24 protein-coding genes are annotated in these 26,130 nt (G+C 59.8%); 7 read left to right on the top strand and 17 right to left on the bottom strand.

The features are described 5' to 3' along the window. Nucleotides 1–405: 405 nt before the first annotated feature. Nucleotides 406–1,149 carry a hypothetical protein gene (locus tag Q5H93_RS18215; RefSeq protein WP_305008070.1) on the top strand — a complete coding sequence of 248 codons (744 nt, stop codon included), beginning with the start codon at nt 406–408 and terminating at the stop codon, nt 1,147–1,149. Nucleotides 1,150–1,481: 332 nt separating this feature from the next. On the opposite strand, the gene Q5H93_RS18210 is transcribed toward Q5H93_RS18215, so the two are convergent. From Q5H93_RS18210 to hutU, 6 genes are all read right to left on the bottom strand, one after another. Further along, nucleotides 1,482–2,204: an NADPH-dependent F420 reductase gene (locus Q5H93_RS18210; protein ID WP_305008069.1), complete on the bottom strand. Its 723-nt coding sequence runs from the start codon at nt 2,202–2,204 to the stop codon at nt 1,482–1,484. A gap of 127 nt (nt 2,205–2,331) precedes the next feature. Beyond that, a complete protein-coding gene (locus tag Q5H93_RS18205) occupies nt 2,332–2,553 on the bottom strand; it encodes a hypothetical protein (protein ID WP_305008068.1) in 222 nt (73 codons plus the stop codon). Nucleotides 2,554–2,628: 75 nt separating this feature from the next. Continuing rightward, a complete protein-coding gene (locus Q5H93_RS18200; RefSeq protein WP_305008067.1) occupies nt 2,629–2,964 on the bottom strand; it encodes a type II toxin-antitoxin system VapC family toxin in 336 nt (111 codons plus the stop codon). A 47-nt stretch (nt 2,965–3,011) separates the two neighbouring features. Beyond that, nucleotides 3,012–3,230, bottom strand: a complete 219-nt coding sequence (locus Q5H93_RS18195) for a hypothetical protein (RefSeq protein WP_305008066.1) — start codon at nt 3,228–3,230, stop codon at nt 3,012–3,014. Nucleotides 3,231–3,312: 82 nt separating this feature from the next. Next, entirely contained in the window at nt 3,313–3,594 is a 282-nt protein-coding gene (locus Q5H93_RS18190; RefSeq protein WP_305008065.1) for a hypothetical protein, read from the bottom strand. Nucleotides 3,595–3,760: 166 nt separating this feature from the next. Further along, nucleotides 3,761–5,572 (bottom strand): urocanate hydratase, encoded by a 1,812-nt coding sequence (gene hutU, locus Q5H93_RS18185; protein ID WP_305008064.1) that lies wholly within the window; start codon nt 5,570–5,572, stop codon nt 3,761–3,763. Nucleotides 5,573–5,680: 108 nt separating this feature from the next. On the opposite strand from hutU, the gene Q5H93_RS18180 reads away from it, so the two are divergent. The 6 genes from Q5H93_RS18180 to Q5H93_RS18155 all read left to right on the top strand — a co-directional run bounded on the left by Q5H93_RS18180 (nt 5,681) and on the right by Q5H93_RS18155 (nt 10,380). Then, complete coding sequence (locus Q5H93_RS18180) at nt 5,681–5,953, top strand: hypothetical protein (RefSeq protein ID WP_305008063.1); 273 nt, start codon at nt 5,681–5,683, stop codon at nt 5,951–5,953. Between the two features lie 196 nt (nt 5,954–6,149). Further along, nucleotides 6,150–7,124 carry an MBL fold metallo-hydrolase gene (locus tag Q5H93_RS18175; protein WP_305008062.1) on the top strand — a complete coding sequence of 325 codons (975 nt, stop codon included), beginning with the start codon at nt 6,150–6,152 and terminating at the stop codon, nt 7,122–7,124. A 54-nt stretch (nt 7,125–7,178) separates the two neighbouring features. After that, on the top strand, nt 7,179–7,685 hold the full coding sequence (locus Q5H93_RS18170) for a hypothetical protein (protein WP_305008060.1): 507 nt from the start codon (nt 7,179–7,181) through the stop codon (nt 7,683–7,685). Nucleotides 7,686–7,811: 126 nt separating this feature from the next. After that, entirely contained in the window at nt 7,812–8,546 is a 735-nt protein-coding gene (locus Q5H93_RS18165; RefSeq protein ID WP_305008058.1) for a YebC/PmpR family DNA-binding transcriptional regulator, read from the top strand. Nucleotides 8,547–8,665: 119 nt separating this feature from the next. Continuing rightward, the gene (locus tag Q5H93_RS18160) at nt 8,666–9,790 is read left to right on the top strand and encodes an acyltransferase family protein (RefSeq protein WP_305008057.1); all 1,125 of its coding nucleotides are present in this window, start codon (nt 8,666–8,668) and stop codon (nt 9,788–9,790) included. Between the two features lie 74 nt (nt 9,791–9,864). Continuing rightward, entirely contained in the window at nt 9,865–10,380 is a 516-nt protein-coding gene (locus Q5H93_RS18155; protein ID WP_305008056.1) for a hypothetical protein, read from the top strand. 84 nt (nt 10,381–10,464) lie between these two features. Here the strand turns inward: Q5H93_RS18155 and ftsZ are convergent, their stop codons facing one another. From ftsZ to Q5H93_RS18100, 11 genes are all read right to left on the bottom strand, one after another. Next, the gene (gene ftsZ / locus Q5H93_RS18150; protein WP_305008055.1) at nt 10,465–11,943 is read right to left on the bottom strand and encodes a cell division protein FtsZ; all 1,479 of its coding nucleotides are present in this window, start codon (nt 11,941–11,943) and stop codon (nt 10,465–10,467) included. Nucleotides 11,944–12,053: 110 nt separating this feature from the next. Next, a complete protein-coding gene (ftsA, locus tag Q5H93_RS18145; protein WP_305008054.1) occupies nt 12,054–13,469 on the bottom strand; it encodes a cell division protein FtsA in 1,416 nt (471 codons plus the stop codon). Between the two features lie 85 nt (nt 13,470–13,554). Further along, nucleotides 13,555–14,313: a cell division protein FtsQ/DivIB gene (locus Q5H93_RS18140; protein ID WP_305008052.1), complete on the bottom strand. Its 759-nt coding sequence runs from the start codon at nt 14,311–14,313 to the stop codon at nt 13,555–13,557. A gap of 55 nt (nt 14,314–14,368) precedes the next feature. Beyond that, nucleotides 14,369–15,763 carry a UDP-N-acetylmuramate--L-alanine ligase gene (murC, locus tag Q5H93_RS18135; protein WP_305008051.1) on the bottom strand — a complete coding sequence of 465 codons (1,395 nt, stop codon included), beginning with the start codon at nt 15,761–15,763 and terminating at the stop codon, nt 14,369–14,371. Nucleotides 15,764–15,865: 102 nt separating this feature from the next. Then, on the bottom strand, nt 15,866–16,969 hold the full coding sequence (gene murG / locus Q5H93_RS18130) for an undecaprenyldiphospho-muramoylpentapeptide beta-N-acetylglucosaminyltransferase (RefSeq protein ID WP_305008050.1): 1,104 nt from the start codon (nt 16,967–16,969) through the stop codon (nt 15,866–15,868). An 11-nt stretch (nt 16,970–16,980) separates the two neighbouring features. Then, nucleotides 16,981–18,162, bottom strand: a complete 1,182-nt coding sequence (locus tag Q5H93_RS18125) for an FtsW/RodA/SpoVE family cell cycle protein (RefSeq protein ID WP_305008049.1) — start codon at nt 18,160–18,162, stop codon at nt 16,981–16,983. Nucleotides 18,163–18,229: 67 nt separating this feature from the next. Further along, entirely contained in the window at nt 18,230–19,591 is a 1,362-nt protein-coding gene (gene murD, locus Q5H93_RS18120) for a UDP-N-acetylmuramoyl-L-alanine--D-glutamate ligase (RefSeq protein ID WP_305008048.1), read from the bottom strand. Nucleotides 19,592–19,692: 101 nt separating this feature from the next. Then, nucleotides 19,693–20,913 carry a phospho-N-acetylmuramoyl-pentapeptide-transferase gene (gene mraY, locus Q5H93_RS18115; protein WP_305008047.1) on the bottom strand — a complete coding sequence of 407 codons (1,221 nt, stop codon included), beginning with the start codon at nt 20,911–20,913 and terminating at the stop codon, nt 19,693–19,695. An 11-nt stretch (nt 20,914–20,924) separates the two neighbouring features. Continuing rightward, a complete protein-coding gene (locus Q5H93_RS18110) occupies nt 20,925–22,400 on the bottom strand; it encodes a UDP-N-acetylmuramoyl-L-alanyl-D-glutamate--2,6-diaminopimelate ligase (protein ID WP_305008045.1) in 1,476 nt (491 codons plus the stop codon). A gap of 143 nt (nt 22,401–22,543) precedes the next feature. Next, a complete protein-coding gene (locus tag Q5H93_RS18105) occupies nt 22,544–25,021 on the bottom strand; it encodes a PASTA domain-containing penicillin-binding protein (protein WP_369811059.1) in 2,478 nt (825 codons plus the stop codon). Beyond that, the gene (locus tag Q5H93_RS18100; RefSeq protein ID WP_305008044.1) at nt 25,018–25,989 is read right to left on the bottom strand and encodes an FtsL-like putative cell division protein; all 972 of its coding nucleotides are present in this window, start codon (nt 25,987–25,989) and stop codon (nt 25,018–25,020) included. Before Q5H93_RS18100 ends, Q5H93_RS18105 begins: the two co-directional genes overlap by 4 nt. Between the last annotated feature and the right edge of the window lie 141 nt (nt 25,990–26,130).

Genomic DNA, 26,130 nt, shown 5'->3' with positions numbered 1-26,130 from the left:
GCCCCGAGCTGTGCGCACCCCCTTTTGGCCTGCGCACCCCCCTTTTGGCCTGCGCACCCCCCTTTTGGCCTGCGCACCCCCCTTTTGGCCTGCGCACCCTCCCTGGAGCGATTCGCGGGTACCATGTGGCGCTGCGCACCTCCCTTGGAGGCTGCGCGGGTACCTTGCGGGACTGCGCACCCCCCTTTTGCGCTGCGCGGGTACCCTGGGCGGCTGCGCGGGTACCATGCGGAGCTGCGCACCTCCCTTTTGGGCTGCGCACCTTCCCTGGAGCGCTTCGCGGGGCCCATGCGGGGCGGCGCGGGTATCAGGGGTTGTTTCGCGGAGTGCTGGTTGAGGTTGCCGGATTATTATCTACATTTGGCACCCGTCTGCAATGGTGCGGCGGGTAGTAATGAATGGATTATGAGTACTGCCAAGTTGCCGGTGCGCCAGTTTCGGTGCCGGATTGAGGAATTGGGGCCGCTGGACCAGATGGTGCGGGCCATGTTTATGACCAACAAGGCGGATTATGCCAAGGCGTCGCCCGATTATGCCGACCCGGATTTTCTCAAGGGTTGGGATGAGAAGCAGGAGGCTTTTGAGAAGCTGGTGCCGACGACGGCCCGCCGGGCGACCGACACGGAGGTGACGGCGGCCATGACGACGGTGGCTAAGAGCCTGCGCGAACCGCTGAACTTCCTGAACATCCGACTAAACCGGGTGGCGAAGGATAAGTCGCTGACGGTGGCAGTGGATAAATTCGGCGTGGTGGAGGTGCGGAACGAAATCACGACTTCCGACATGGAGGGCTTGGATGGGGCGCTGAAATATCTGATTCAAATGCTACAAACGCCGCAAAACCTGACGGTGCTCACGGCCCAAGGCCACACGGACACGGATACGCAGGCGTTTATTGATGCGCGCCAGCAGGTGCGGGACTTCAATACGGCCCAGAACAGCAACCAAAACTCGGCCCTGGAGCTGACGGAGGACAACATCAAGGCGGGTAATGCGCTGTGGGAATACGTGGCGGAGGTGCTGGAGACCGGGCGGCTGCTGTATAAGGAGAGCCAGCCGAAGAAGGCGCGCACGTTTACACTGGCCACGCTGATGAAGCGGATTCGGCGCGAGCAGGGGAATGGTGGCGGAGATGGTGGGGAGGAATAATTAGTTAGCCCAAGTGGCGGAGTAGCCGCAAAGCGGCGGCACGTTGGTAGTTTATATCGGTAGCTGCTATACCCAGAGCCGCAAAGCGGCGGCACATTGCAACGGACGGAAGTGCCGCCGCTTTGCGGCTCTGGTTGCTAAAACCGGTTCGAGCTACCAACATGTCGCCGCTTCGCGGCTGTTCCGCTACTTGGATTAATTAATTCCTGGAAATAAATAGAAACGGCCTCGCTGCGAGTTGCAGCGGGGCCGTTTCTATTTATTATTATCGGTGCGCGAATTATTATTTCGGCGCGGACGACGAGACGCAAAATATTGCGTCTCTACATTCCCTACAGCTTGACGCCTTGGGCGGCCATTGCCTGCTCCTGTTTGGCCTGGTTGGCGAGGTATTCGGCGTGCTGGGCTTCGGTGCGCGTGGTGCCCAGGCGGGTGAGGTGGGCGCGGAGCTGGTCGGCGGGCAGGTCGTTGCAGTAGATGGGGCCACCGGGCTGCTGCCGCCACGACTCGCGCAGGCTGCCGCCGTCGACGGCGTCGAAGCCGAGGGCTTCGACGAGGACGCTTACTTGCTGCTTGGCGGCGGCATCGTCGGCGGCGATGGGCAGGGCCACGCGGCCGGGGGTGCCGGCGGGCTGGCCGGGGGCGGCGAGGTGGTCGGCGAGGATGTTGTTGAAAGCTTTGACCACGGGGCGGCCCAGGTGCTGCTGCACCCACTCGCTTTCGGTGAGGTCGCCGGTTTCGAGTTCGGGGATTTGGCCGTCGCGCAGCAGCGGGTAGTAGTTGCTGGTGTCGATGACGGGCACGTCGGCGGCGACGTTGGCAAACAGGTCGCGGGGTAGGTCGGGGATGTTTTTCAGGGGGATAGTAACGACGATGAGCTCGCCGTGGCGGGCGGCTTCGGCGGCCGTCACGGGGGTGGCGCCGGTTTTCTGGGCGAGGTCGGTGAGGGTTTCGGGGCCGCGGGAGTTGGCGATGTACACCGTGTGGCCGAGGCGGGTGAGCCGCCCGGCGAGGGCGCTGCCGATGTGGCCGGCGCCGATGATTCCTATTTTCATGTTTAACTGGTTCCGTGCGGCGGCGACGTGCTGCCGTGGGGAGGTAAACAGTGGGGGGCGGGGGTTTGGTTTTTTTGGTAAAAGGAAGGGCCCCGCTGCGGGGTACAGCGGGGCCTTATCTTATTTTTCAGTTTTTCCACTGGGTGGCGCGGAATCTTTTCCAATTACGCTGCCGATTCATGATAGTGGAATTGCTGGTTTCAAAGCCATGCGGGAAGCAGAAGGAACACTCCTTCTTGCACGAAACTGTACGTGCCAGCTGGACATTCGAGACTTTAGGCGGAAAGGCCACGAATGCTTCATTTGCTTCGTGGCCAAAGGCTTTTTCAAGTTGTTTAACTCGTTTCATGGGGCTTTAGGTTGGTACCTAAAGCGGGGTGCCTTTTGCGATGGAGGAAAGGAAAAACATGAGACAATAAATTAATTAGGGCAGTTGTGTCACATCATATGGGTCCAGCACCACCAATCCTGCTACACTTCGAAAGTCTCCAACGTTGCGGGTAAGCAGAGGCAACCCGTGCGCCAGCGCGGTGGCGGCGATAATAGCATCTGGCAGCTTCACGCGATGCTGTTGACGCAGGCGAATAGTTTGTTGGATGACGGGCTCGGCTAGTGGCAGTTCTATGCAGCTGTCGATAAACTGCTGTAGCGCGGCTGCTTCTGTTGCGCTACCCGGCCGTATCAATAATTCGATGCGGTTGATGACGGATAAATACCCATAGCCGCTATCAACCAGATGCACCAGCCATTGTAAGCTCAACGGAGGTAATGAACCCCGTTGGAAATCGATGACAGCATTCGTGTCAATTAAAACTCCCGCTCCCATTCGTTACGCATTTCGGCTACCTCCTTCAGCATCCGCTCGCTCGTTTTGGGCGAGAGCGTACCGATTAGGCTGGCAATGGAAGTTTTGCGCGGGGCGGCTATTTCAGTATTCGACAGGACGCGCAGAATATGCAGGGCCTCTAGTTGCCGCAACAACTCGTAGGCTTGCTCACTCAGGGGTTCAACGAGGATAGGCGACATGATAGTAGTGGTTTTATTACTCTAAGATAGGCAAGTAACAGGTGGGATAGCGGAATTGGTGCCGAAACAGTGCTTACAGTAATCAGAGTTGGACTTTACTGCTTGCCATTTCTTTCACTTTTTTTGCTGGGTCTACCAACAATCGGGAAGAAACATGCTTCGCTACTTCTCCTGCCATATCGGGTAAGCAGCAGGCAGTCCGAAAGCGCACATTAGCGGAACGATGCTGGCTGAACTCAAGCCAAAGGCTGAGCAAATCCGGATGGTCTTTGCTCAGCCTTCGTAACCAGTTTGCCGCCTGCTCCCACACGCCTGAACCGCCTGCTTCAAACACTTCTGAAATGACCGCGCGCAACTCTATCAATGCAATTCTCTGTTCTAACAGGTCATGGATAGCATCCGTTAGCTTTTCAGCCAGCGCGACATTTTTTCCCCTATGACATACTGAACTGCACAAGCCTTCTCATGCTCTCTGCCAAATGTAAACATGGTATAAAGACTTGTGCGGTTCTTCTGGCCATATTAAGTTTCTAGACGTTCAGGCTCGGAATATTCGCCCCGCGCTCCCGCGCCACGTCCTGGGCCAGCTCGTAGCCTGCGTCGGCGTGGCGGAAGATGCCCATGCCGGGGTCGGTGGTGAGGACGCGGCGGAGGCGCTCGGCTTTTTCGGGGGTGCCAGTGGCGACGATGACCATGCCGGAGTGGGTGGAGTTGCCGATGCCCACGCCGCCGCCGTTGTGCAGGCTCACCCAGTCGGCACCGCTGGCGCAGTTGGCCAGGGCGTTGAGCAGGGGCCAGTCGGCCACGGCATCGGAGCCGTCCTTCATGCCTTCGGTTTCGCGGTTGGGGCTGGCCACGGAGCCGCAGTCGAGGTGGTCGCGGCCGATGACGATGGGGGCCGAGACTTCGCCGCGGGCCACGAGGTCGTTGATGACGAGGCTGAACTTCTCGCGCTCGCCGTAGCCGAGCCAGCACACGCGGGCGGGCAGGCCGATGAATGGAACTTTGGCCTGGGCTTTTTCAATCCAGCGGGCCAGGAGCTTATCCTCGGGGAAAGTTTCGAGCAGGGCGCGGTCGATGCGCAGGATGTCCTGGGGGTCGCCGCTGAGGGCGGCCCAGCGGAAGGGGCCCTTGCCCTCGCAGAACAGCGGGCGGATATAGCCGGGCACGAAGCCGGGGTAGAGGAACTGGCCGTTTTCGTCGCGCACCTGGAGGCCACCTTTTTCGGCCTGGCCGCGCAGGTTGTTGCCGTAGTCGACGGCGATGGTGCCGCGCTCCTGCATGTCGAGCATGGCCTGGCAGTGCTTGACGATGGACGCCAGAGCCTGCTTTTTAAACTCCTCGGGGTTGGCGGCGCGCAGGGCTAATACTTCATTGATGTCGCCTTCGGGGAGGTAGTCCATCAGGTCGTGGGCCGAGGTTTGGTCGGTCACGATGTCGGCTTTGAAATTGCGTTCCAGCAACTGGGGCAGCACGGTGGCGGCGTTGCCGGTGAGGCCGATGGACCAGGCCCGGCCTTCGGCTTTGGCCTGCTCGCAGAGCTCCAGGGCGTGGTCGAGGTCGCGGGCCTGCTCGTCGACGTAGCCTTCGCGCACTTTCTGCTTCACGCGCTCGTCGATGGGCTCGATGACGAGGCAGACGCCGTCGTTCATGGTGACGGCCAGGGGCTGGGCGCCGCTCATGCCGCCGAGGCCGGCCGTGACGGTGACGGTGTGTTTCAGGGTGCCGCCGAAGTGCTGGGTGGCCATGGCCCCGAAGGTTTCGTAGGTGCCCTGCAGGATGCCCTGGGTGGCGATGTAAATCCAGGAGCCGGCGGTCATCTGGCCGTACATCATCAGGCCTTTGCGGTCGAGCTCGTCAAAGTATTCCTGGGTGCTCCAGGCGGGCACGAGGTTGGAATTGGCGATGAGTACGCGCGGGGCGTGGGGCCAGGTGCGGAGCACGCCCACGGCCTTGCCCGATTGCACGAGCAGGGTTTCGTCGGCTTCGAGCTCCTTGAGGCTTTTGACGATGGTTTGGAATTCCTTCCAGTTGCGGGCGGCGCGGCCGGCGCCGCCGTACACGATGAGCTCGTCGTAGACCAGCGACACGGCGGGGTCGAGGTTGTTTTCGAGCATGCGCAGGGCGGCTTCGGCCTCCCAGGTTTTGCAGCGCAGGGTGGTGCCGTGGGCGGCTTTCACGGTTTCGGCGGGCTTGTACTCGTAGTACATGGGCCGTTTGCCGTCGGCCTGGCGTTCAACCTCACCCCCCGGCCCCCTCTCCTGCGGGGAGGGGGAGCCTGACGATAAGGACGTGGCTTCGAGGTTGAGTTCGGGAGTGGCGATTTCGTTCGGGAGGGACATGAAAAATAGTTAGGATTGGGTGGGATGGCAAGTTAGCGCACAGCCGGGAAAGGTAACCTTGGGCGGGGTGGGGCGGTATGGTATAGACTGACTTTTTCTTTCCCTTTTATGGCGACTGATTATAAACCCATCGACTGCGGCTTTCACGACGAGCTGGAAGCGGCGGCGACGCTGCGGCGGCACGTGTTGCTGCAATATTTCAGCGACTTGCACGAATTGCGGGTGGAGTCGGTAGTTATCCGCGACCTTGGAATCCGTGACAAGGCGGAGTATGCGCAGCTCAGCAACGGCGAGGAAGCGCGGCTGGACCGCATTATGCGGCTGGATGAGAAGATTGCGCCGCAGTATAAGGAGTACCCGGACTTTAGCTGCGGGTGTTGAGTCGCCCGTCTTGCGCCCGTCTGTCATGCTGACGAAGGAAGCATCCTATCACGTCTACAAAGCCAAAAAGAACGTCATGCTAAAGACAGCAAAGCATTTCCCTCGGTGAAACGATTGATTTACTGCGTCGTTTCGGCGTGAGAGAATGCTTCCTTCGTCAGCATGACAGGATAAACAAACCACCAATCCCACCACTATGGACCAAGTAGCCCCCGGCGTCACCCAATTGCGCATTCAGCGCTTTGTGAACGTCTATTTCATTGAAACCGGCCAGCCCGGCGAATGGGTACTCATCGACACCGGCCTGCCCGGCAGCGCCCGCACCATCGGCGCGGCGGCGGCCGAGAAGTTTGGCGACGACAGCCGCCCCAAGGCCATTATCCTCACCCACGGCCACCTCGACCATGTGGGCTCGGCTAAGGAACTGGCTTTGCGCTGGCAGGTGCCCGTGCTGGTGCATCCGCTGGAGCTGCCCTACGTGACCGGGCAGGCGCAGTATCCGCCCCGCGACCCCACCGTGGGCGGTTCGCTGGCGTTTATGGCGCGCTTCTTTCCCAAGGAGTTGCCCAATCTGCGCGAGGCTGCTCAGGCCATTTCGACGGATGATGACAGCGTGCCCTACCTGCCCGGCTGGCGCTGGTTGCACGTGCCCGGCCACGCACCCGGCCAGCTGGCTTTCTTCCGCGAGTCGGATAAAACGCTCATCGGCGCCGACGCCTTCGCCACCTGCCACCACGACTCGGTGCCGGCCATTCTGCTGGCCATTCCGAAAATCAGCCGCGCCGGCACGCCCTTTAATTACGACTGGGAAGCCAGTCGTGACTCGGTGCGCCGCCTGGCTGACCTGCAGCCCGAAAACATCGGCTGCGGGCATGGGCCAGTAATGCGCGGCCCCGCTGCCACCGAGCAGTTGCGCCAACTGGCCGATAATTACCCCATCCCTGAGCACGGCCGCTACGTGACCGAGCCCGCCCGTACCGACGCCAGCGGCGTGGAGTTTTTGCCCCCACCGCCACCCGACAAGCTCCCGGTGCAGGCGGCCGCCATTGGCGCGGGGCTGCTGGTGGCCGGAGCGGCGTGGTTTCTGCTCGGCGGCAAGCGTAAGCCGTCGTTTGCGCGCGGCACGACGCCGAAAGTGCCAGATTACACACGGCGCGGGGTGGGTGATTAGTAGCGCGAACTTTCCGACCTTTGCCTGGCGGCTCTGTCGGCCGCTTTGCTATTCGTGAAAACCCGCTTTTTCGTCCTGTTAGCCGCTACGGCTGGCATATTCAGTCTGCAAGCCTGCGTTACAGCTTCGGCCCCAACGCCCGCTCAGACGCGCCCCGCCACCGTAGCGGCCAAGCCGGAATACTTCGAAGCCAACCAGCTCAAAGCCTTCTACAACATCTACCGCTACACAGCCTACACCGTGTACGACCTCACCACCGACGAGCCGCCCACCCAGGTACAGGGTGTGGGCGGCTCGCTCACCTTCCGCCCCGATGGTAGCTACGAGAAGCGTCTCACCATCAGCCGCACCAGTGGCAGCATGAGCTTCAATCAGGACGGCAAATTCACCATCAAAGGCGACAGCATCCGCTTCGCTTTTACCGATAAAAAGGGCGCCGATGTGCAGCTTGGCACTTATCAGTTCGACCCGCAGCGGCAGATGCTTACCATCACCATTTCCGGCTATCCGGCGGGCAATAAGGGTGTGTATGAGTTGACGACGCAGCCAGCGAAGGAGTAGGACAGTAGCGCATATTTTGCCGCCCCCGCCGCTGCTCGCTAACTTGCAGCCCGTTTCGGCGTCACTCTCCCACCCCGGCCGCCGAAATGGCTCATTGCTAATTGTTAACTGTTAATTGAATTCCCTATGGGACGCGCGTTTGAATTCCGTAAAGGCCGCAAAATGAAGCGCTGGGATAGAATGTCGAAAGACTTCACCCGCATCGGCAAAGAAATTGTGATGGCCGTGAAAGAAGGCGGCTCGAACCCCGATGCCAACTCCCGCCTGCGCACGGCCATGCAAAACGCCAAAGGCGTAAACATGCCCAAAGACCGCGTGGAAGCCGCCATCAAGCGCGCCACCGGCAAAGACGAAAAAGACTACGCCGAAGTAGTTTACGAAGGCTACGGTCCCCACGGCATCGCCATCGTGGTCGAAACCGCCACCGACAACCCCACCCGCACCGTTTCGAACGTGCGCATGTACTTCAACCGCGGCAACGGCGCCCTGGGCACCGCCGGCAGCAGCGACTACACTTTCACCCGCAAAGGCGTGTTCAAGCTCGCCGCCGAGGGCCTCGACCGCGACGAGCTGGAGCTGGAACTCATCGACTTCGGCGCCGAAGACGTGTACGAAACCCAGGAAGAAGACGAGCACGGTGCTGAGCACAAATACATCGTGGTCGAAGGCGGCTTCTCCGATTTCGGCCAGCTTCAGAAAGCCATCGAAGCCAAGGGCCTGAATGTAGTGAGCGCCACCCTGCAGCGCGTGCCAAATACCACCGTCGCCCTTACCGACGAGCAGGCCGAGGAGGTCGAAAAGCTCATCGAGAAATTCGAGGAAGACGAAGACGTGCAGGCCGTGTACCACACGATGGGCTAAGCTGCCAATTGCTTCTTCAACACAACGACCGGATGCTGCCTGCGTCCGGTCGTTGTGTTTGAGGGTGTTGCTTAACCTTGTTGCCAGTTCTGCTCTCCTCGCTTGGTAGAAAGTATCACGTGTCTCCTTCTTCACCAGCCCCACTCCAGCGCCAATATTTCCCCGCCCTCACCGGCCTGCGGGCGCTGGCGGCGTGGCTGGTGTTTTTCCATCATTACCCTTTCGGAGCCTTACCCACGGCCGGCCCGGCCCGTGCCCTGCGTTACATCGTAAGCGAGTTTCATGGGCTGCCGCTGCTGCTGCTACTCAGCGGCTTTCTCATTGCCCTGCGCTACGATGTCGGCACCGGCAGCTTCCGGCCGCAAGGCGGCTGGCGGCACTATTTGCAAAACCGCTTCGCCCGTATCTACCCGCTCTTCGCGCTACTGACGCTGGCTACTTTCGTACTGCTGCGGCACTGGCACTCGCCTTACGCCACGCCTGGCGTGCTGCTCCTCAATTTGAGCTTGTTGCGTAGCTTTTTTAGCGACTTTTTATTCATCGGCATTGGCCCGGCTTGGTCGCTTACGCTGCTCGAATGCTTCTATCTGGTCGCCCCGCTTCTACTGGGTTTGCGCGCCCGAGGCCTACCACTGTGGGTGCAACCGCTGCTACTGCTGGTATTGGGCCTGGGGCTGGTGGTATTGCTGGCCCCGCTAGGTTGGCACGGCTTGTTCGGCTCGGTGCCGTTCATGCTGTCTTACACCTTTCTGGGGCATAGCTTGGAATTCTTTGTGGGTGTATGGCTGGCAAGCCGTTATCGTGCCGGGCGCTTAGCTGAACAAAACGGCTCTGGGCGCACGATTGGCGGTGTGGTGGCCTGGATAGCCACCACCGTAGCCCTGGCAGCGGGGCAGGCTTTCCTGCCCCGCTCCTCTGAGCAGCCGCTGGTTTTGTTGCTGAACCTGGTGGCACTCCCGCTGGCAGGCGGTCTATTTTTTGCGGGCTTACTCAGCGAAAACACTACGCTGCGGCGGCTACTCAGCAGCAGGATAATACAGCACTTAGGGCGCAATTCCTACGCCTTTTACCTGCTACACGCCGGGCCACTGTCGTTCTGGGTATACGAGCGGTTGCCGGATTCCTGGCCGCTGCGGCTGCTGGCGGTGCAGGTGGTGTCGCTGGTGATGTACCGGCTGGTGGAGGAGCCACTGGGGCGCTGGCTGCGGCCGCCAAAGCTACCTTCACATTCTGTAGACCATTAGGAACTGATATACAAAGTTCCTTTCAAAGATTATGCGTAGTTTAGCGTAGTATTAACAACTCACCGAACGGCAAAATGGTACTGGATATTACTAAAATAGAAAAGGCAACTAATTCCATTGCTACCGATTTAGATGCTCTTCTGAATTCTCAGTGCAAAATCAAGGATTCGCTGTTGCATTTCTCTGATGGCAAAAATCTTAAAGGCGATGAATTAACTGGCTGGCTCGGAGAAATCTTTGCAAAAATATTGTTCAATGGTACACTTGTAGATGAAAGCCATGAGCATGACTTTATTGTACCGACCAGCGATGAAAAGTATGCTGTTAAAGCAAGAAAGGGGAAAAATAAGGGATGGAATATCACAAGTGCCATCAGCAAAATAGAGGGGGGAGATTGCCCAGACTTTTTGCTTTTTATCCACTTCGACACCAAGTACTCGATAGAAAGCATTTGGAAATACAACTGGAAAGAAATTCTTGCAGAAAAAAGGTTCAAACCTAAAAAGGTTAGAGGCGAAGGAAATAGATGGTATTTCCAGGTTACGCCTACCAAAGACAAAGCCCGACTTGTCTATTCAAGAAAAACATAGAGCTACATTATAAGCACTACATCAATTAAAAGGGCGCTGCTGAATACTTCAGCAGCGCCCTTTTAATTGGCAGTTGGATTTTACTTAATCTACATTGTCATGCAGAAACCGGTTATCCCCCAGCAACTCATTATCATCTGATAAGTTAAACCGGGAAATATTTTGTGCCGAGCTGGGCACCACCGTATCCAGCTTCACCTGGCGGCGCAGGTAAGCCGGCGTGTCATACTGGCTAACAGCCTCCGGTGGCAGGCCGTGACTGAGCTCCTGCAAGCGGCGGCGGCGCTCCATCGCGTGAGCATCGAGGCCCGGGCGAGGGCGAGGCTCAGGCGTAGCGGCCGGGCTACCGGTCACCAGCACCGGCTCGCCGGGCGCCCCGGCGGGAATACCGGCCAGCGGCGGAGCCGTGTTGGCAGCCGGGCCGTCGAGGCTGAATGTGACGCGGGCGGGTTCCGGTGTGCCGAAGCTGGGCACGAAGGGAGCGTTAGGGTTATTGGAAGCTGGAGCAGCCTGGGTTTCCGGGGCCGTGGCGGCGGGTGCGGCCGTAACAATGGGCTCGGTAGCAGTGCTGCCTTTAGGCGTGGCAATGGAGTGCGCGTCGCGGGCGAAGCCGGTGGCAATTACCGTCACGCGGATGCTCTGGCCCAGCGAGTCGTCCACGCCGTGGCCGAAAATCATCTCGGCGTCCTGCCCGGCTTTTTCCTGGATGTACTCGGTAATTTCCGTCAGCTCATCCATTTCCAGCTCATGCTCGGTGCCCGACATGATGCTCAGCAGAATGCGCTGGGCGCCGTGGATGTCGGTGTTGTTGAGCAGCGGCGAATTCAGCGCTTCCTCGGCGGCGCGGCGGGCGCGGTTTTCGCCATCAGTGATGCTGCTGCCCATTACGGCGGCGCCCGAGTCTTTCATGGTCGTTTTCACGTCCTCAAAGTCCACGTTCACGTCGCTGGTCACGGTAATGATTTCGGCAATGGACTTGGCCGCCGTTGTCAGCACGGTGTCAGCCTTAGCGAAGGCCGCGCCCATCGTCAGGTTACCGTAAATCTGCGGCAGCTTATCATTGAGAATCACCAGGATGGTGTCGCAATACTCGCTCAGTTCCTTGATGCCAGTCTGGGCCTGCTCGCGCTTCTTCTTGCCTTCAAACATGAAGGGGGCGGTTACAATGCCGACCGTCAGAATACCCAATTCCTGAGCCACTTGCGCAATAACGGGGGCCGCACCGGTACCGGTACCACCGCCCATCCCGGCGGTGATAAACAGCATCTTGGTGCCCTGGTTGAGCAACTCGCGAATTTGCTCCTTGCTCTCAAGGGCAGCCTGCCGACCGCGCTCAGGCTTGGCGCCCGCGCCGAGGCCTTCCGTCAGGTCCACCCCAATCTGGAGCTTGTTGGGTACGGTGGAGCTTTGCAGAGCCTGGTGGTCAGTGTTGCAGATAATAAACTCTACATCCTTGATACCCTGCTTGTACATGTGCTTCACGGCATTGGAGCCGCCGCCGCCCACGCCAATCACCTTGATGATGGATTTATTCTGCGCTGGAACTTCGAATTTGTAATTCATAAAGGGGAGCTATGAATTATGAGTTATGAACTATGAGTTGTGAGTTTAGTCGGCACCTAAATTTAAGGCCAGCTTCTCATAACTCATAATTCATAATTCATAACTAATCACTAGTAGGATTTATCGTCGTAATCGTCAATCAGCAGTCCCTTGGTACGGCTGAGGATATTCTTGAAAAACTCACCGGCTTTGCTCGGCTGTTTGGGCTTGGCCGGCTCGGGGGCCGGAGCGGGCGTGGTAGCGGGACGGCTTTCGGCTACCGGCGTGGGGATGGCGGGGGCCACCGGCGCCTGGTAGGCGGGCTGCTGGTAAGCGGCGGCCGGCTGGTAGGCCGGATACACCTCTTCCTCGTAGCTGGGGCGGGCGGTGCGCTCGTCGAGCGAGTGGTAGCCCGTCAGCACGAGGCCTACGGTGGTGGCGTACATCGGCGATTTCACCGCTTCGATGCGGCTCTTGCCAAGGTGCTGGTTGGGGTAGCCGATGCGCGTGTCGAGGCCGGTGATGTACTCAGTGAGCTGCTCCAGGTTCTGGAGCTGCGAGCCGCCGCCGGTGAGCACAATGCCCGCCGACAGCTTGTCGTGCAGGCCCATGCGGTAGATTTCGGCGTACACCAGCTCCATGATTTCCGACATGCGGGCCTCAATGATATAGGCGAGGTTTTTCAGCGACACCTCCTTGGGCGGACGGTTGGGCAGGCCGGGGATGCTCACGATTTCGTAGTCGCTGGCTTCCTCGGCAATGGCCTTGCCGAACTTCACTTTGAGCTGTTCGGCCTGGCCAGGCGCGACGTTGCAGCCCTGGCGGATGTCCTGCGTGATGATGTTGCCGCCGAAGGGCAGCACCGCCGCGTGGCGGATGATGCCATCTTTGAAAACTGCTAAATCGGTGGTACCGCCGCCGATGTCAATCAACGCCACGCCGGCCTCCTTCTCCTCGTCGGAGAGGATAGACATGCTGCTAGCCAGCGGTTCCAGGATGAGGTCGGCAATTTCGAGCCCGGCCTTGGTCACGCATTTGTTGATGTTGTTGATGGCCGTGCTCTGCGCCGTGATGATATGGAAGTTGCCTTCCAGGCGCACGCCTTCGTAGCCTACGGGGTCGACAATGCCGCCCTCGTAGTCCACTTTGTAGTCCTGCGGCATCACGTGAATAATCTGCGAACCGGGCTGGGTTACAAGGCGGTACATATCCTGCGTGAGGCGGTTCACGTCGTCCGGGCCGATGGTATCGGCCGAGTTGCGGGTGATGCTGCCGTTGTGCTGCAGGCTCTTGATGTGCTGGCCGGCAATGCCCACGTTCACCACGCCAATGCTGATACCGGACTGCTCCTCGGCCTGCCGGATGGCACGTTTGATGGCGTCAACAGTCTTGTCGATGTTCAGTACGATGCCCCGGGAGACGCCTTCCGACACGGCTTTGCCCATGCCGAGAATTTCCAATTTACCGAATTCGTTTTTGCGACCCACGAGGGCGCAAATTTTTGTGGTGCCGATGTCGAGCCCGACGACGATTTTGTCTTGTTGCATGATGACGGTGCTGGCGAGCGAAAGGGGGAAGCGTAAATTTTTAGTATATTGCTAAAAAACCAATTGGTTATTAGCCAGCAAGTTGTTACTCGCAAATTATTTGATTTTGGTATTCCACGTTCACGCGGTGGTAGGTATCCCAACCCAGGACAGACGGAATTTGACGGTAAAATACCATAAGCTTGGCAAATTTCTCAGAAATATTTTCGGGCTGCCCAAATTCGACCCGTTGGTCGCCCACTTGCTGGGTGAAGGAAAGCCTGCCGCTGGGCTCAATAAACACCTCCGAAACCTGGGCCCGCCAGAAGGGATGTTCATCTACGTAGCGCAGAAAATCAAGATACCGCCGGCCGAGGCTATCCCGGAAAAATCCATTTGGCAGGCTGCCGCCGCCGGGCCGCGAAACGGTGGCTACACGAGCGGTGTAGAGCGGCGAAAGCGGCAGCGAGCGGCCTTCGGCATCGACGTAATTATCCAATCGGGTATCGGGATGTACGAGGCGGGCGATGGGCCGGTTCTGGCGCACGTCGGCGTGGAGGTTGCCGGCGAGGTCGCGGTACACCTGGGCTTCGCGCACGAAGGGATGGGCCTTGAGCCGGGCTTCGAGCTCGCGCAGGCGCGGGCCTTCGGGGCGGGTGCCGAGCACGGGCTCCTTGCCGCCCTTGGTGAGCAGGGCCGTCACGCCGCGCTCGCTGATGAAGTAATTGTCGATGTCGTTGGCAATGTTCACCGTCACCTCCCCTACCGGCCGGCTGGCCTGCCGCACGGCCGCAAACACGCCCAGGCTGCCCAGCACGAGCAGGCAGACGAAAGCGACGAGAAGATTACGGATGGTACGGTCCATTCGGGGAATGAGTGAGATGGTGAAATAGTGATTTTTTTAACTGTCGTGCGGACAGTTAGGACCACCGTGCAGTGAGGAGCTGTTTCAATTGCGGAACCAGCGTATCAATGTCGCCCGCGCCAACGGTAGCCAGCACGTCGAAATCGTCATTCTGTGCGCCAGCCAGCACCTGTTCTTTAGTTTGAATGGATTTATGAGGTGCGGTAATATCCGCCAGCAGCATGTCGGAAGTCACACCCGGTAAGGGCTTTTCGCGGGCGGGGTAAATATCCAACAAAATTACCTCATCCGCAATACTTAAGCTCTCCGAAAAGCCGGCGGCAAAGTCGCGGGTACGCGTGAAGAGGTGCGGCTGGAACACCACGCGCAGCCGCTTGTTTGGATAGAGCTTGCGCACGGAGCGCAGGAAGGCTTCGATTTCGCGGGGATGGTGGGCGTAATCGTCCAGATACACCTTGTCGTCAGCCGTGACGATGAACTCGAAACGACGCTTTACGCCCCGATAAGCGGCGACGGCGGCACTAAGTTTTTCGGGCGCCACACCTTGTAGCTGCGCCACAGCGGCGGCGGCCAGCATGTTTTCGACGTTGTGGTAGCCGGGCACGGCCAGTTGCAAATCGGCTACGATGCCCTGCGGGCCGTGCAGGTCGAAGTGAAAGCGGTGGCCCTCGGCGCTGATGTTGGCGGCGTACAGCTCAGGGCCCTGGTCGGGGCTAAGGCCGTAGCGAATGACGCGCGTGCCGACGGGCACGGCTGCGGCCACGCTGGGGTGGGCGGTGTGGTTTAGCAACAGGGTGCCTCCGGGCTTGATTTGGGCTACGAACTGGCGGAACGACTCTACCAGGGCCGATTGGTCGCCGTAGATGTCGAGATGGTCGGCGTCGGTACTGGTAACGATGGCGATGTCGGGGTGCAGGGTGAGGAAGCTGCGGTCGTATTCGTCGGCTTCGACGACGATGGGGGCCTCGGGGGTGGCTGGCAGCAGCAGGTTGCTGCCCAGGTTGACGGCAATACCGCCCAGGAAAGCGCCGCAGTCAAGGCCCGCGTGGTGCAGCAGGTGGGCTACCATGCTGCTGGTGGTCGTCTTACCGTGGGTGCCGGCTACGGCGATGGTGTAGCGGCCCTGCGTGAGCACCCCCAGCACCTGGCTGCGCTTGCGAATGTCGTAGCCCTGCTCGCGCAGCCAGGCCCACTCCAAGCTCTCGGCCGGGATGGCGGGCGTGAGCACGACCAGCGTTTGGCTGCGGTTTTCGCGGACGGCGGTGGGGATGTTCTCCACGGCATCGGCGTAGTGCACGGCGATACCTTCGGCCTGCAGCGCCAGCGTGAGGGGCGTTTCGGTTTTATCGTAGCCGCTCACCTGGTGGCCGTTGGCCTGAAACCAGCGGGCCAGGGCCGACATGCCGATGCCGCCGATGCCGAGAAAGAAAACGTAGGGGAACTGGTTCATAACTAACTGTCATGCTGACGAAGGAAGCATCTTATCACGCCGGAACCTGTCGGGCAGTGCTAACCTGATAAGATGCTTCCTTCGTCAGTATGACGTTCTAATTTAATTTTTAATTAATCCCAACAGTTCGTCCACAATGGTAGTTGTAGCATCCGGTTTGGCCAGCTCGCGCACGCGCTGGCTGAGCTGCTGCTGACGCTGTGGGTCGGCCAGCAGGCGCAGAGTTTCGTCGTAGAGGCGGGTGGGCGCGTGTTCGTCGGTGATGAGCACGGCGGCGCCTTTGCCGACCAGGGCGAGGGCGTTTTTGGTTTGGTGGTCTTCGGCTACGTTGGGCGAGGGCACCAGGATGCTGGCCTTGCCGGTGAGGCAGAGCTCCGACACGGAGAGGGCGCCGGCGCGGCTCACGACTACGTCGGCGGCGGCGTAGGCCAGGTCCATGCGCTGGATGAATTCGAGGGCGTGGAGGCCATCGGCGGCGTAGGCGGCGGTTTGCTGCCGGGCTTCGGGGAAGTAGAGCTTGCCGGTTTGCCAGAGCAGCTGCACGCCGGCTTCGCGCAGGCGCGGCAGAGCGGCGGCGGTGGCCTGGTTGAGAGTGCGGGCGCCCAGGCTGCCCCCGATGACGAGCAGCACCGGCTTATCCGGGTTCAGGCCGAAGAAGGCCAGGGCCTCGGCGCGGTTGCCGTGGGCAATTTCGGTGCGCACGGGGTTGCCGGTAAGCACGAGCTTGGCCTTGGGGAAGAACTTCTCCATGCCATCGTAGGCCACGCAGATTTTGCTGACGCGCTTTGCCAGCAACTTGTTTACCAGGCCAGCGTATGAATTTTGTTCCTGAATGAGCGAAGGGATGGCGCGCGAAGTGGCGGCCAGCAGCACCGGGGCGGAGGCGTAGCCGCCTACACCCACCACGGCATCGGGCCGGAATTCCTGGATGAGCTTGCCGGCCATGCGCACCGAGCGAAACACCCGCACCGGGAAGAGCAGGTTTTTGGGCGTCAGGCGACGTTGCAGTCCGGTGATGTCGAGGCCCACGATTTTGTAGCCGGCCTCGGGCACGCGGGTCATTTCCATGCGGCCGTTGGCCCCCACGAAGAGGATTTCGGCGTCGGGCAGGCGGCGGCGCAGTTCGTTGGCAATGGCCACGGCCGGGAAGATGTGCCCGCCCGTGCCGCCGCCAGAGATGATGAAACGTAGAGGTTTGGGTTGCATAAAATCAGCTATTAAGCATACGCCGTGCGCTTGCTCGGGATGCGGGCCGTATCGGCCGGCTCACCCGTCATGGGGCGCACTTCCCGCTCGCCCCGACTCACGGCCAGGATAATACCGATGCTGATACCGGTGAAAATGAGTGAAGTGCCGCCCATGCTCAGCAACGGCAGCGGCAAACCGGTGATGGGCCCGAGCCCGACGGACACGCCCATATTCACCAAAGCCTGCAGGACCAGGCTGAAACTCAGCCCCGCCGACAGCAAACCGCCGAATGCCCCGTGGCTGTTCATCACCGTTTTCAGGCCGCGATAGAGAAAGGCTAGGTACAGTAGCAGCACCGTGAGGCCGCCGATAAGACCGTATTCCTCAATGATAATGGCGTAGATAAAGTCGGAATACGGGTGAGGCAGAATGTTGCGCTCGGTGCTCTTGCCGGGGCCTTTGCCGGCCACGCCGCCGGTGGCAATGGCGATGTAGCTGTGTTCCAGCTGAAAGGGTGTTTTCTTGGTTTTGTCAGTGAAATTGGTAATGCGAGAAACGAAGGTGCCCATGCGCTGCCCGGCGGCCAGTGCCCCACCACCCAGCACCACGAAAATGCCCACCATCAGCAGCATATGCCGTAGCGGCACCCGACCAATGAACATCAGCAGCATACAGGTGGCGAACAGCAGCAGCGCCGTGGAGGCGTTACTTAGAATAATTAATCCGCAAATAACACCCACCCAAATCATTACCGGTAGCAGGGTCGACTTGAAATCGTTCAGGTACTGCTGGCGGCGGCTGAGCATGCTGGCCAAGTGCGAAATCAAGGCCAGCTTGGCCAGGTCGGAGGGTTGAAAGGTCTGATTGATAACGGGAATTGTCATCCAGCGGGAGGCCCCGTTAATGTCGCCGCCCATGAAGAAAGTGAATAACAGCATCGGCACCGACAACAGCAGGGCGTACAGCGACAGCCGTGAATACTGCCGGTAGTCGATTCGGTGGGCCAGCCACATACATACCAAACCCATGAAAATCAGCCCGGAGTGCTTGAACAGCAGCGCTTCCGTATTGCCGTTCATCTTCTTGTAAGCTAGCGTGCCCGTGGCCGAATACACCACCGCAATGCTGATAAATGAGAACAGCAGCACAATGGCCCACAGGATGGGGTCACCTTTGAGGTTGCGTTGCAGCCAGATTTTTACATTTTCCATAGACCGCAGATTTAAACAGATTTAACAGATGCAACCGCTACGCGGGCTGGCTTTTTTGAGACGGGAATTACTGTTGTAATGCTTGGACTTCGGCAGCAAATTGGCGGCCGCGGTCTTCGTAGTTTTTGAACAGGTCGAAGCTGGCGCAGCAGGGCGAGAGCAGCACCACGTCGCCGGGGGCGGCGAGGGCGGCGGCGCGCTGCACGGCGGCGGCCATGCTACGGGTTTCTTCCAGTTGAGGCACGAGCGGGCTGAAGGTAGTTTTGAGCTTTTCGTTGTCGACGCCCAGGCACACTAAGGCTTTCACCCGCGTCTCGGCCAGGTGCAGCAAGCTGCTGTAGTCGTTGCCTTTATCAGCGCCGCCGGCAATCCAGACGATGGGCTGACGGATGCCGTCGAGGGCAAACCAAGCGGCTTCCACGTTGGTGGCCTTGCTATCGTTGATGAACTTGACGCCGTTGATTTCGGCCACCAGCCGCAGGCGGTGGTCAGCGTTTTGGAAAGTGGCGAGGCCGGCTTCAATCTGCCGGGCGCTGAGGCCGGCAAGGCGGGCGGCGAGCACGGCGGCCAGGGTATTCTGCTTGTTGTGCTGGCCGATAAGCGGTGATTGTGCGGTGTCGATTTCCACTGAATTGTCCTGCTCCAGGTCGGGGGCGAGCGTGGTGCAGAGGCGGGTTTCGGTGGTGAAGTAGGCAGCCCGGAAGCTGTCGGCGTGCCGATGCAGGCTGAAGGGCAGCTGGTTGGTTTCCAGGAAGGCCGACTGGAAGTAGCGGCCGGTCACGGCATCGTCGGCGTTGTAGATGAAGTGGCCGTCGCTGTCGAGGTTGCGGGCGATGCGCAGCTTGGCTTCGGCGTATTTCGCCAGCGAGTAGTCGTAGCGGTCGAGATGGTCAGGGGTGATGTTGAGCAGCACGGCTATCCAGGGCTGGAAGTCGTGGGTGTCATCGAGCTGGAAGGAACTCAACTCCAGCACGTAGTAGTCGAACTTATCTTCGATTACCTGCTCGGCCAGCGAGTAGCCCACGTTGCCGGCCAGGCCCACGTTGAGGCCGGCGCTTTTCAGCAGGTGGTAAGTGAGCAGCGTGGTGGTCGTCTTGCCGTTGGTGCCGGTGATGCAGATGCTTTTAGCCTTCGTGTAACGCCCGGCAAACTCGATTTCGGATATAATTGGCGTGCCTTGTGCCCACAGCTGCTGGATGATGGGCGCTTTTTCGGGGATGCCAGGGCTTTTGACGACCTCGTCGGCTTGCAGGATTTTATCCGCCGTGTGCTGATTTTCTTCGAATTCGATGCCGGCGCGGGTGAGCTTTTCCTTATAAGCGTCCTGGATGGGGCCACGGTCGGACACGAACACGGCGTGGCCTTTGGCTTGTGCCAGTAGCGCGGCTCCGACGCCGCTTTCGGCTGCTCCTAAGATGACAATGTTCATAGTATTCCGTAACCGCAGAGGACGCAGAGGTTTTCGCAGAAGAAGCGCAGAGCTCAGCGGCCCTTCTGCGAAAACCTCTGCGTCTTCTGCGGTGAATAAATTTAACGCAGCTTCAAGGTAACCAAAGTAATAACCGCCAGCATAATCCCTACAATCCAAAACCGCGACACGATTTTGGATTCGTGGTAGCCCAGCTTCTGGTAGTGGTGGTGCAGCGGCGACATCCGCAGCAGGCGCCGCCCTTCGCCGTACTTGCGCTTGGTGTACTTAAACCAAGTCACCTGCACCACAACCGACAGGTTTTCAATAATGAACACGCCGCACAGAATCGGAATCAGCAGTTCCTTGCGCACGATGAGGGCCAGCACCGTGATAATGCCGCCCAACGCCAGCGAGCCCGTGTCGCCCATGAAAACCTGCGCCGGGAAGGAATTATACCACAGAAACCCGATGCAGGCTCCTACGAACGCAGTACAGAAAATGACCAGCTCGCCGGAGTCGGGAATGAACATGACATCCAGATAATCAGCCAGCAAGGCATTGCCACTCACGAAGGCGAAAATGGCCAGCGTGACGCCGATAATGGCCGAGGTGCCCGCCGCCAGCCCATCGAGGCCGTCGGTGAGGTTGGCGCCATTGGAGATGGCTGTGATGAGGAAAATGACGATGGGAATGTAGAGCACGCTGTAGAGGCCGTTGAACATGTCGCCGGCCGTGGCGAAGAGGTCGCCGTAGTTCAACTCGTTGTTTTTCATGAACGGCACTGTCGTAATCATCAGATGCACATCGCGGTATATTTTGCTGGCGTCAATCTCCGACCAGGTATTATCGGGCAGCAGGTATTGACGGATGGTGATTTCGTTGCTAAAAAACAGTACCCAGCCCACCGTGATGCCCAAGCCCACCTGCCCCAGAATTTTGAAGCGCCCGCTCAGGCCTTCCTTGTTCTTGCGGAACACCTTGATGTAATCGTCCAGGAAGCCAATCAGCCCCAGCCACACCGTGCTCAAAATCATGAGAATGATGTATATATTACGCAGGCGGGCAAACAGCAGCACTGGCACCAGAATGGCCAGCAGAATAATGAGCCCGCCCATCGTGGGCGTACCTTTTTTATCAAGCTGCCCTTGCAGGCCGAGGTCGCGGATGTCCTCCCCTACCTGCTTGCGTTGCAGGATGCGGATGAGCCGGTGCCCAAACGTCTGGGCGATGAGCAGCGACACCACGATGGCCAGCGCCGCCCGAAAGGTCGTGTACTGAAACACGCCCAGGCCCGGGATATGAAAGTGTTCGTGGAGGTAACGGAAGAGGTAATAAAGCATTCGATAGGTTCTTATTTGCCTGGTTCAGCAAAAATTTCGGCCAGCACGCGCCGGTCGTCGAAAGGAGTTTTCACGCCCTGAATTTCCTGGTAGGTTTCGTGGCCCTTGCCTGCCACCAGGATAATAGCATCGGGCTCGGCCATTGCTACGGCGGCCCGGATGGCGGCGCGGCGCTCGGTCACAGTCTGCACCTTACCCTTATCGGCAGCGCTCACGCCGGCCTGCATTTGGGCCAGAATTTCCAGTGGGTCTTCGAAGCGCGGATTGTCGGACGTCAGGATGACGGCGTCGGACATGCGGGCGGCCAGGTTGGCCATCACGGGCCGCTTGGCGGCGTCGCGGTTGCCGCCGCAGCCTACCACGGTGATGAGCTGTTGCTCGGGCCGGCGGATGTCGTGGATGGTCTGGAGCACGTTTTCCAGCGCGTCGGGCGTGTGGGCGTAGTCTACGATGCCGGTGAGATGTACGGCACCGGGGGCCACCACGGGCTCGAAGCGGCCGGGCGCGGTGTTGAGGCCCGAGAGGATAGTGAGAACTTCCAGCGGCTCCTCGCCCAGCAGCACGGCTGCGCCGTACACGGCCAACAGATTGTAGGCGTTGAAGATGCCGATGAGGCGAAACTGCACCTCGTGGCCATCGATGTCGAGGTGCAGGCCGTGCACTTCGTTGTCGATGAGGCGGGCGCGGAAGGTGGCGGCCCCGCGCAGCGAGTAGGTTTCGCGGCGGGCGGCGGTGTTTTGCAGCATCACCGGGCCGCGCTTGTCGTCGGCGTTGGTGAGGGCGAAGGCGGTTTTGGGCAGCGCGTCGAAGAAGCCTTTTTTGGCCTTCAGGTAGTTGTCGAAGGTGCCGTGGTAGTCGAGGTGGTCGTGGGTGAGATTGGTGAAGATGCCGCCCGCGAAGCGCAGCCCGGTGATGCGGTGCTGGGCCACGGCGTGGCTGCTCACCTCCATGCAGGCGTGGGTGCAGCCGGCGGCCACCATGCGGGCCAGCAGCGCATTCAGCCGGATGGCGTCGGGCGTGGTGTGCGTGCTCGGAATTATCTCTTCGTCAATCTGATTCTGCACCGTGCTGAGCAGGCCGGCGTGGTAGCCTAGCTCGCGCAGCAGCTTGTGCAGCAGCGTGGCGCAGGTGGTTTTGCCGTTGGTGCCGGTCACGCCGATGAGCGTGAGCTGGCGCGAGGGATGGCCGTGGAAGGCCGCTGCCATGTGGGCCAGCGCGGCGGCACTGTCGGCCACCTGCACGTAGGCCGTGGCCGGGTTCAGCTCGGCCGGCAGCTCTTCGCAGATGATGGCCGCCGCGCCCTGCTCCACGGCTTTGGCGATGAACTTGTGCCCATCGGTAGCCGTGCCGCGCAGGGCGCAGAAGGCCAGGCCCGGCGCCGCCTCGCGCGAGTCGAGCGTGAGGCCGGTGATGGCCACGTCGGTCGGCCCGTGCTGGGTGAGCACGTCCACGTCGGTAAGTAAGGAAAAGAGAGGCAGGGAAATCATATTTTATTCTACCAGAACGTCATGCTGACGAAGGAAGCATCTTATCAGGTAAGCACGTCACACTTGATTACGTGATTATGCTGACGTGACAGGATGCTTCCTTCGTCAGCATGACGTTCTATTTTAGGCTAATCTTTTGCAAACTAAGCCCGGCGAACCGGGGGCTTCTCCGTCGCCGGAGTCTTGTCCGACTCGGCGGGCTTTTTAGCTTTCTTTTTATCCGTTTTCGGCTTGTCCGTTTTGGCTTTATCCGAAGGCTTTTCGGCACTCGCCTTCTCCGTCGATTTCGCCTTTGCCGTCGTTTTAGCTTTGGAATCAGGCTTGCCGGCCGAGGCTGCTGGCTTAGTGGCCGAACTAGCTTTCGCCCCGCCAGCCGCCGCTTTCGTCGCCGAGCGCCGCAAGGCTTCGCCATCCATCGGCACCAGCAGCTTATTCTCTTCCAGGTCGGTATGCTCCGGCTCCGGCAGGGCCTTGGGCGCTTCCAGGCGCGGACCACTCTCGGCCAGCACCAGCCCAATGACCTCACCTTTATTAATAGGCGAATTCACGGCCAGCGACTGCTGACGCACCCGGCCCGTACCAATGGCGCGCACCTTCAGCCCCCGGTTTTCGAGCAGAAACAGGGCATCGCGCAGCGTCAGCCCGCGCACGTTGGGCACCCGGCCGGCGCGCACCGGGTTCACTACCAGCGACACCGTGCGGGCGTGAAAAGCGGTATCGGAAGCGCCGCGCACCCATTCCTCGCCGCCGGTAGCCAGGGTTTTGCCCGACAAGCCCAGCTTGTCGCACACCAGCGCGATTTCCTCGTGCATGCCGGCGCGCACCAGCGGCACGTGGCTTTTGTTGAGGCGGGCTTTGGCCAGCAGCGGGCGCTGGCTCAGCAGGTCGCGGGCCATGCACTTGTCGGCTACCTCGCGGAACACCGGCGCGGCCACGTCGGCCCCGTAGATGCGGCCCTTGCTGGGCGAATCGACCACCACGATGCACGAATACTTCGGCTTATCGGCCGGGAAATAGCCGCAGAAACTGGTGGAATACGTCTTAGTGTATTGCCCGTTCTTGAATTTCCAGGCCGTGCCGGTTTTGCCCGCAATGGTGTAATCCTTCGGCCGGATGCTGCGGGCGGTGCCCACCATCACCACGCCTTCCATCATCGATTTCACCTTGCGCAGCGTTTCCTCCGAGCAGATTTTGGGGTTCAGCACCTTGGCCTCGTTGCGTTGAATAACCTGGTCGGCCTGCTTGATTTCCTTCACGATGATGGGCTGGATTTTCACCCCGCCATTTGCCACGGCGTTGTAAAAGGCCAGCGTTTGCAGCGGCGCCAGCTTCAGCTCGTAGCCGATGCTCATTGTCGACAGCGAGGTGCGGCTCCAGCTCTTGTCCTGCGGGTCTTTCACGTAGGGCTTGGCCTCGCCCGTCATCTGGAAACCCAGCGGCTTGTCGAGTCCAAATTTTTTCAGGTAGTTGGTGTATTCGTTGGGGTTGCCCGAAAAATTCTCCTGAATCAGCCGCGCCACGCCGATATTCGACGACTTCTCGAACACCTGCTGCACCGTGATGCGCCCGTAGCCGTGCGAGTCCGACTTCACGGCCCCGCCCACCAGCATCCGGCCGTTGCCGGTTTCCACCACGTCATCGAGCGTGATGTTGGGCCGGGCCTCAAACAGCGCCATCATCGAGGCCAGTTTGAAGGTCGAGCCTGGCTCGGTGCGGCCCTGGTCGGCAAAGGCGTAGTTGTAATCCTCCTTGTAGGTGTCGTCGTCGGCCTTGCCCAGGTTGGCCACGGCCTTGATTTCGCCGGTGGCTACCTCCATCAGAATCACGCAACCGTATTCAGCGTTGTTGTTTACCAATGACTTGTACAGGGCATTCTCGGCCACGTCCTGCAGGTTGATGTCGAGCGTCGTTTTCACGTCGTAGCCCGGCAGGGGCTTCACCTCGGTGCCGTCGTACACCGGTTTCATGCCGCCCGGCACGCGCTCAAACAGTGCCTCACCCGCCTTGCCGGCCAAATCCTTTTGGAAGGTGTACTCCAGGCCCGCGCCGTTCTTGTCTTCGTTGATGAAGCCCACGGTGCGCTGCGCCAGCCCGCCAAAGGGCCGGAACCGCTTGTCCACCTTCTCGAAAATGGCCCCGCCCCGGTTACGCTTCTCGCGGAAGATGGGCCATTTAGCCAGCATCTTCTTTTCCTGGAAGTTAATCTGCCGCGAGTTCAGGCGGATGTAGCGCACCACCGGGTCTTTGGCCCGGTAGGCGTTGGTAAGTCGGCGCTTATACTCCTGCATCGTCCGGTCGCCAAAGAAGTTTGACAGGTGCCAGGCCAGCGAGTCGATGCCCGCCCGAAACTTGTCGGCTTCCACCACGCCCGGGTCCCAAGCCACCCGGTAGAAGGGCAGCGAGGTGGCCATGATGCTCTCGTTGTCGGAGTAGATATTGCCCCGCGTAGCCGGTACCGGTTGCGAGGTGATACGCCGTTCCTGCTCCAGGGCCCGCCACTTGGCGCCCTCCTGAAACTGAATGCGGGTAGCTTTCCAGAAAATGGCGCAGGAAAACAAGGCCACTCCCAGAAAAGCCAGTCGCACCCGGGTGACAATTGACTGTTTGACGCTGCCTTTCATCGTGTAGTATGCTTACTGCGCTGGCTGTCAGTACTTTTAGCCTTGTGCTGTTTTGTACTCCCGACTGTACCTTTTTGTGCCGATTTCTTGCTGTCGGGCTTTTTCTTGCTGCTGGCTTTCGCGCTGTTTTTCGGCTTGCTTACCGCTTTCTTTTTGGTCGATTTAGCCTTGTCGCCAACCGCCTTGCTCGACCGGCCCGTAGCCAAGGCCCGCCGCACCGCGTTGCTGCGCGCTGCTACGGCGGCGGTGTCGCCGTCCAGCTCCTGTGGCGGGGCGCCGATGATTTCCGGGCCATCATCCTCATCGCCAGCGGCCAAACGGCGTTGTCGCCCCGCCAGCGAGTCGGCAATGTGCGCGGCGATGGAATCACGAGCGGCGCGGGCCGACAGCGTATCAGCCGTGAGCACCGGCATGAGCTCCAGCTCGGCCGCATCGAGGTGGCCAGCGGGCACGGTGATGCGGAAGGGTGGCGACGAGCTTTCGACCAGCCCGAAGGCTGCTACTTTGCGGGCTACCTCGCTTTGCTTGCTGGCCTCCATGTAGTCCGATTTCAGCGTCGTGTAGTCGGCCCGCAGGTCTTCCGTTTCCTGCTTCAGGCGCATGATATTGCGGTTCATGCGGTTGCCATAGTGCGTGTTGCCGATGTAGAGCAGGGTCAGCAGCATCACGAACAGCAGGTGTGGCAGGTAATGCACCGGCAAACCCTCCCGGAAAAGGCCATCCACGCTCGTCAGCCGGTCGAGCAGCGAGAAGATGCTCCAACTGCTACGAGGCGCGCGTTCAGGCTGTTCCTCAACCTCTACCGGGGTCGGACGCTCCTTTTTGTGCTTCTTTTCCTTCACAGCCAGCGGCTCCGGCTCGGGCACGACAATGGGCGCGGGCGCCACCTCCGGCTCCGGCGCGCTCACCGGTCGGGGCACGTTGGCCCGGCGCGGTGCACCGTTCGGACGGAAAGTGTTAGCGGCCATTCTTCAGGTAAAAGTTAAAAGTTGGGAGTTAAAAGACTGCGGCCTGACTATCGGCTTGAGTGGTAAAGTTGGGGGGGGGGTTGTGATACAAGATGTTAAAACCAACGATGCTGAAGTTATTTCAACCTTTAACTTGTCACT

Source organism: Hymenobacter aranciens, from assembly GCF_030580865.1.
In the GTDB taxonomy this organism is placed as follows: domain Bacteria; phylum Bacteroidota; class Bacteroidia; order Cytophagales; family Hymenobacteraceae; genus Hymenobacter; species Hymenobacter aranciens.
Note: the sequence above shows the minus strand (reverse complement) of the source record. Positions and strands in the feature narration are given on the sequence as shown.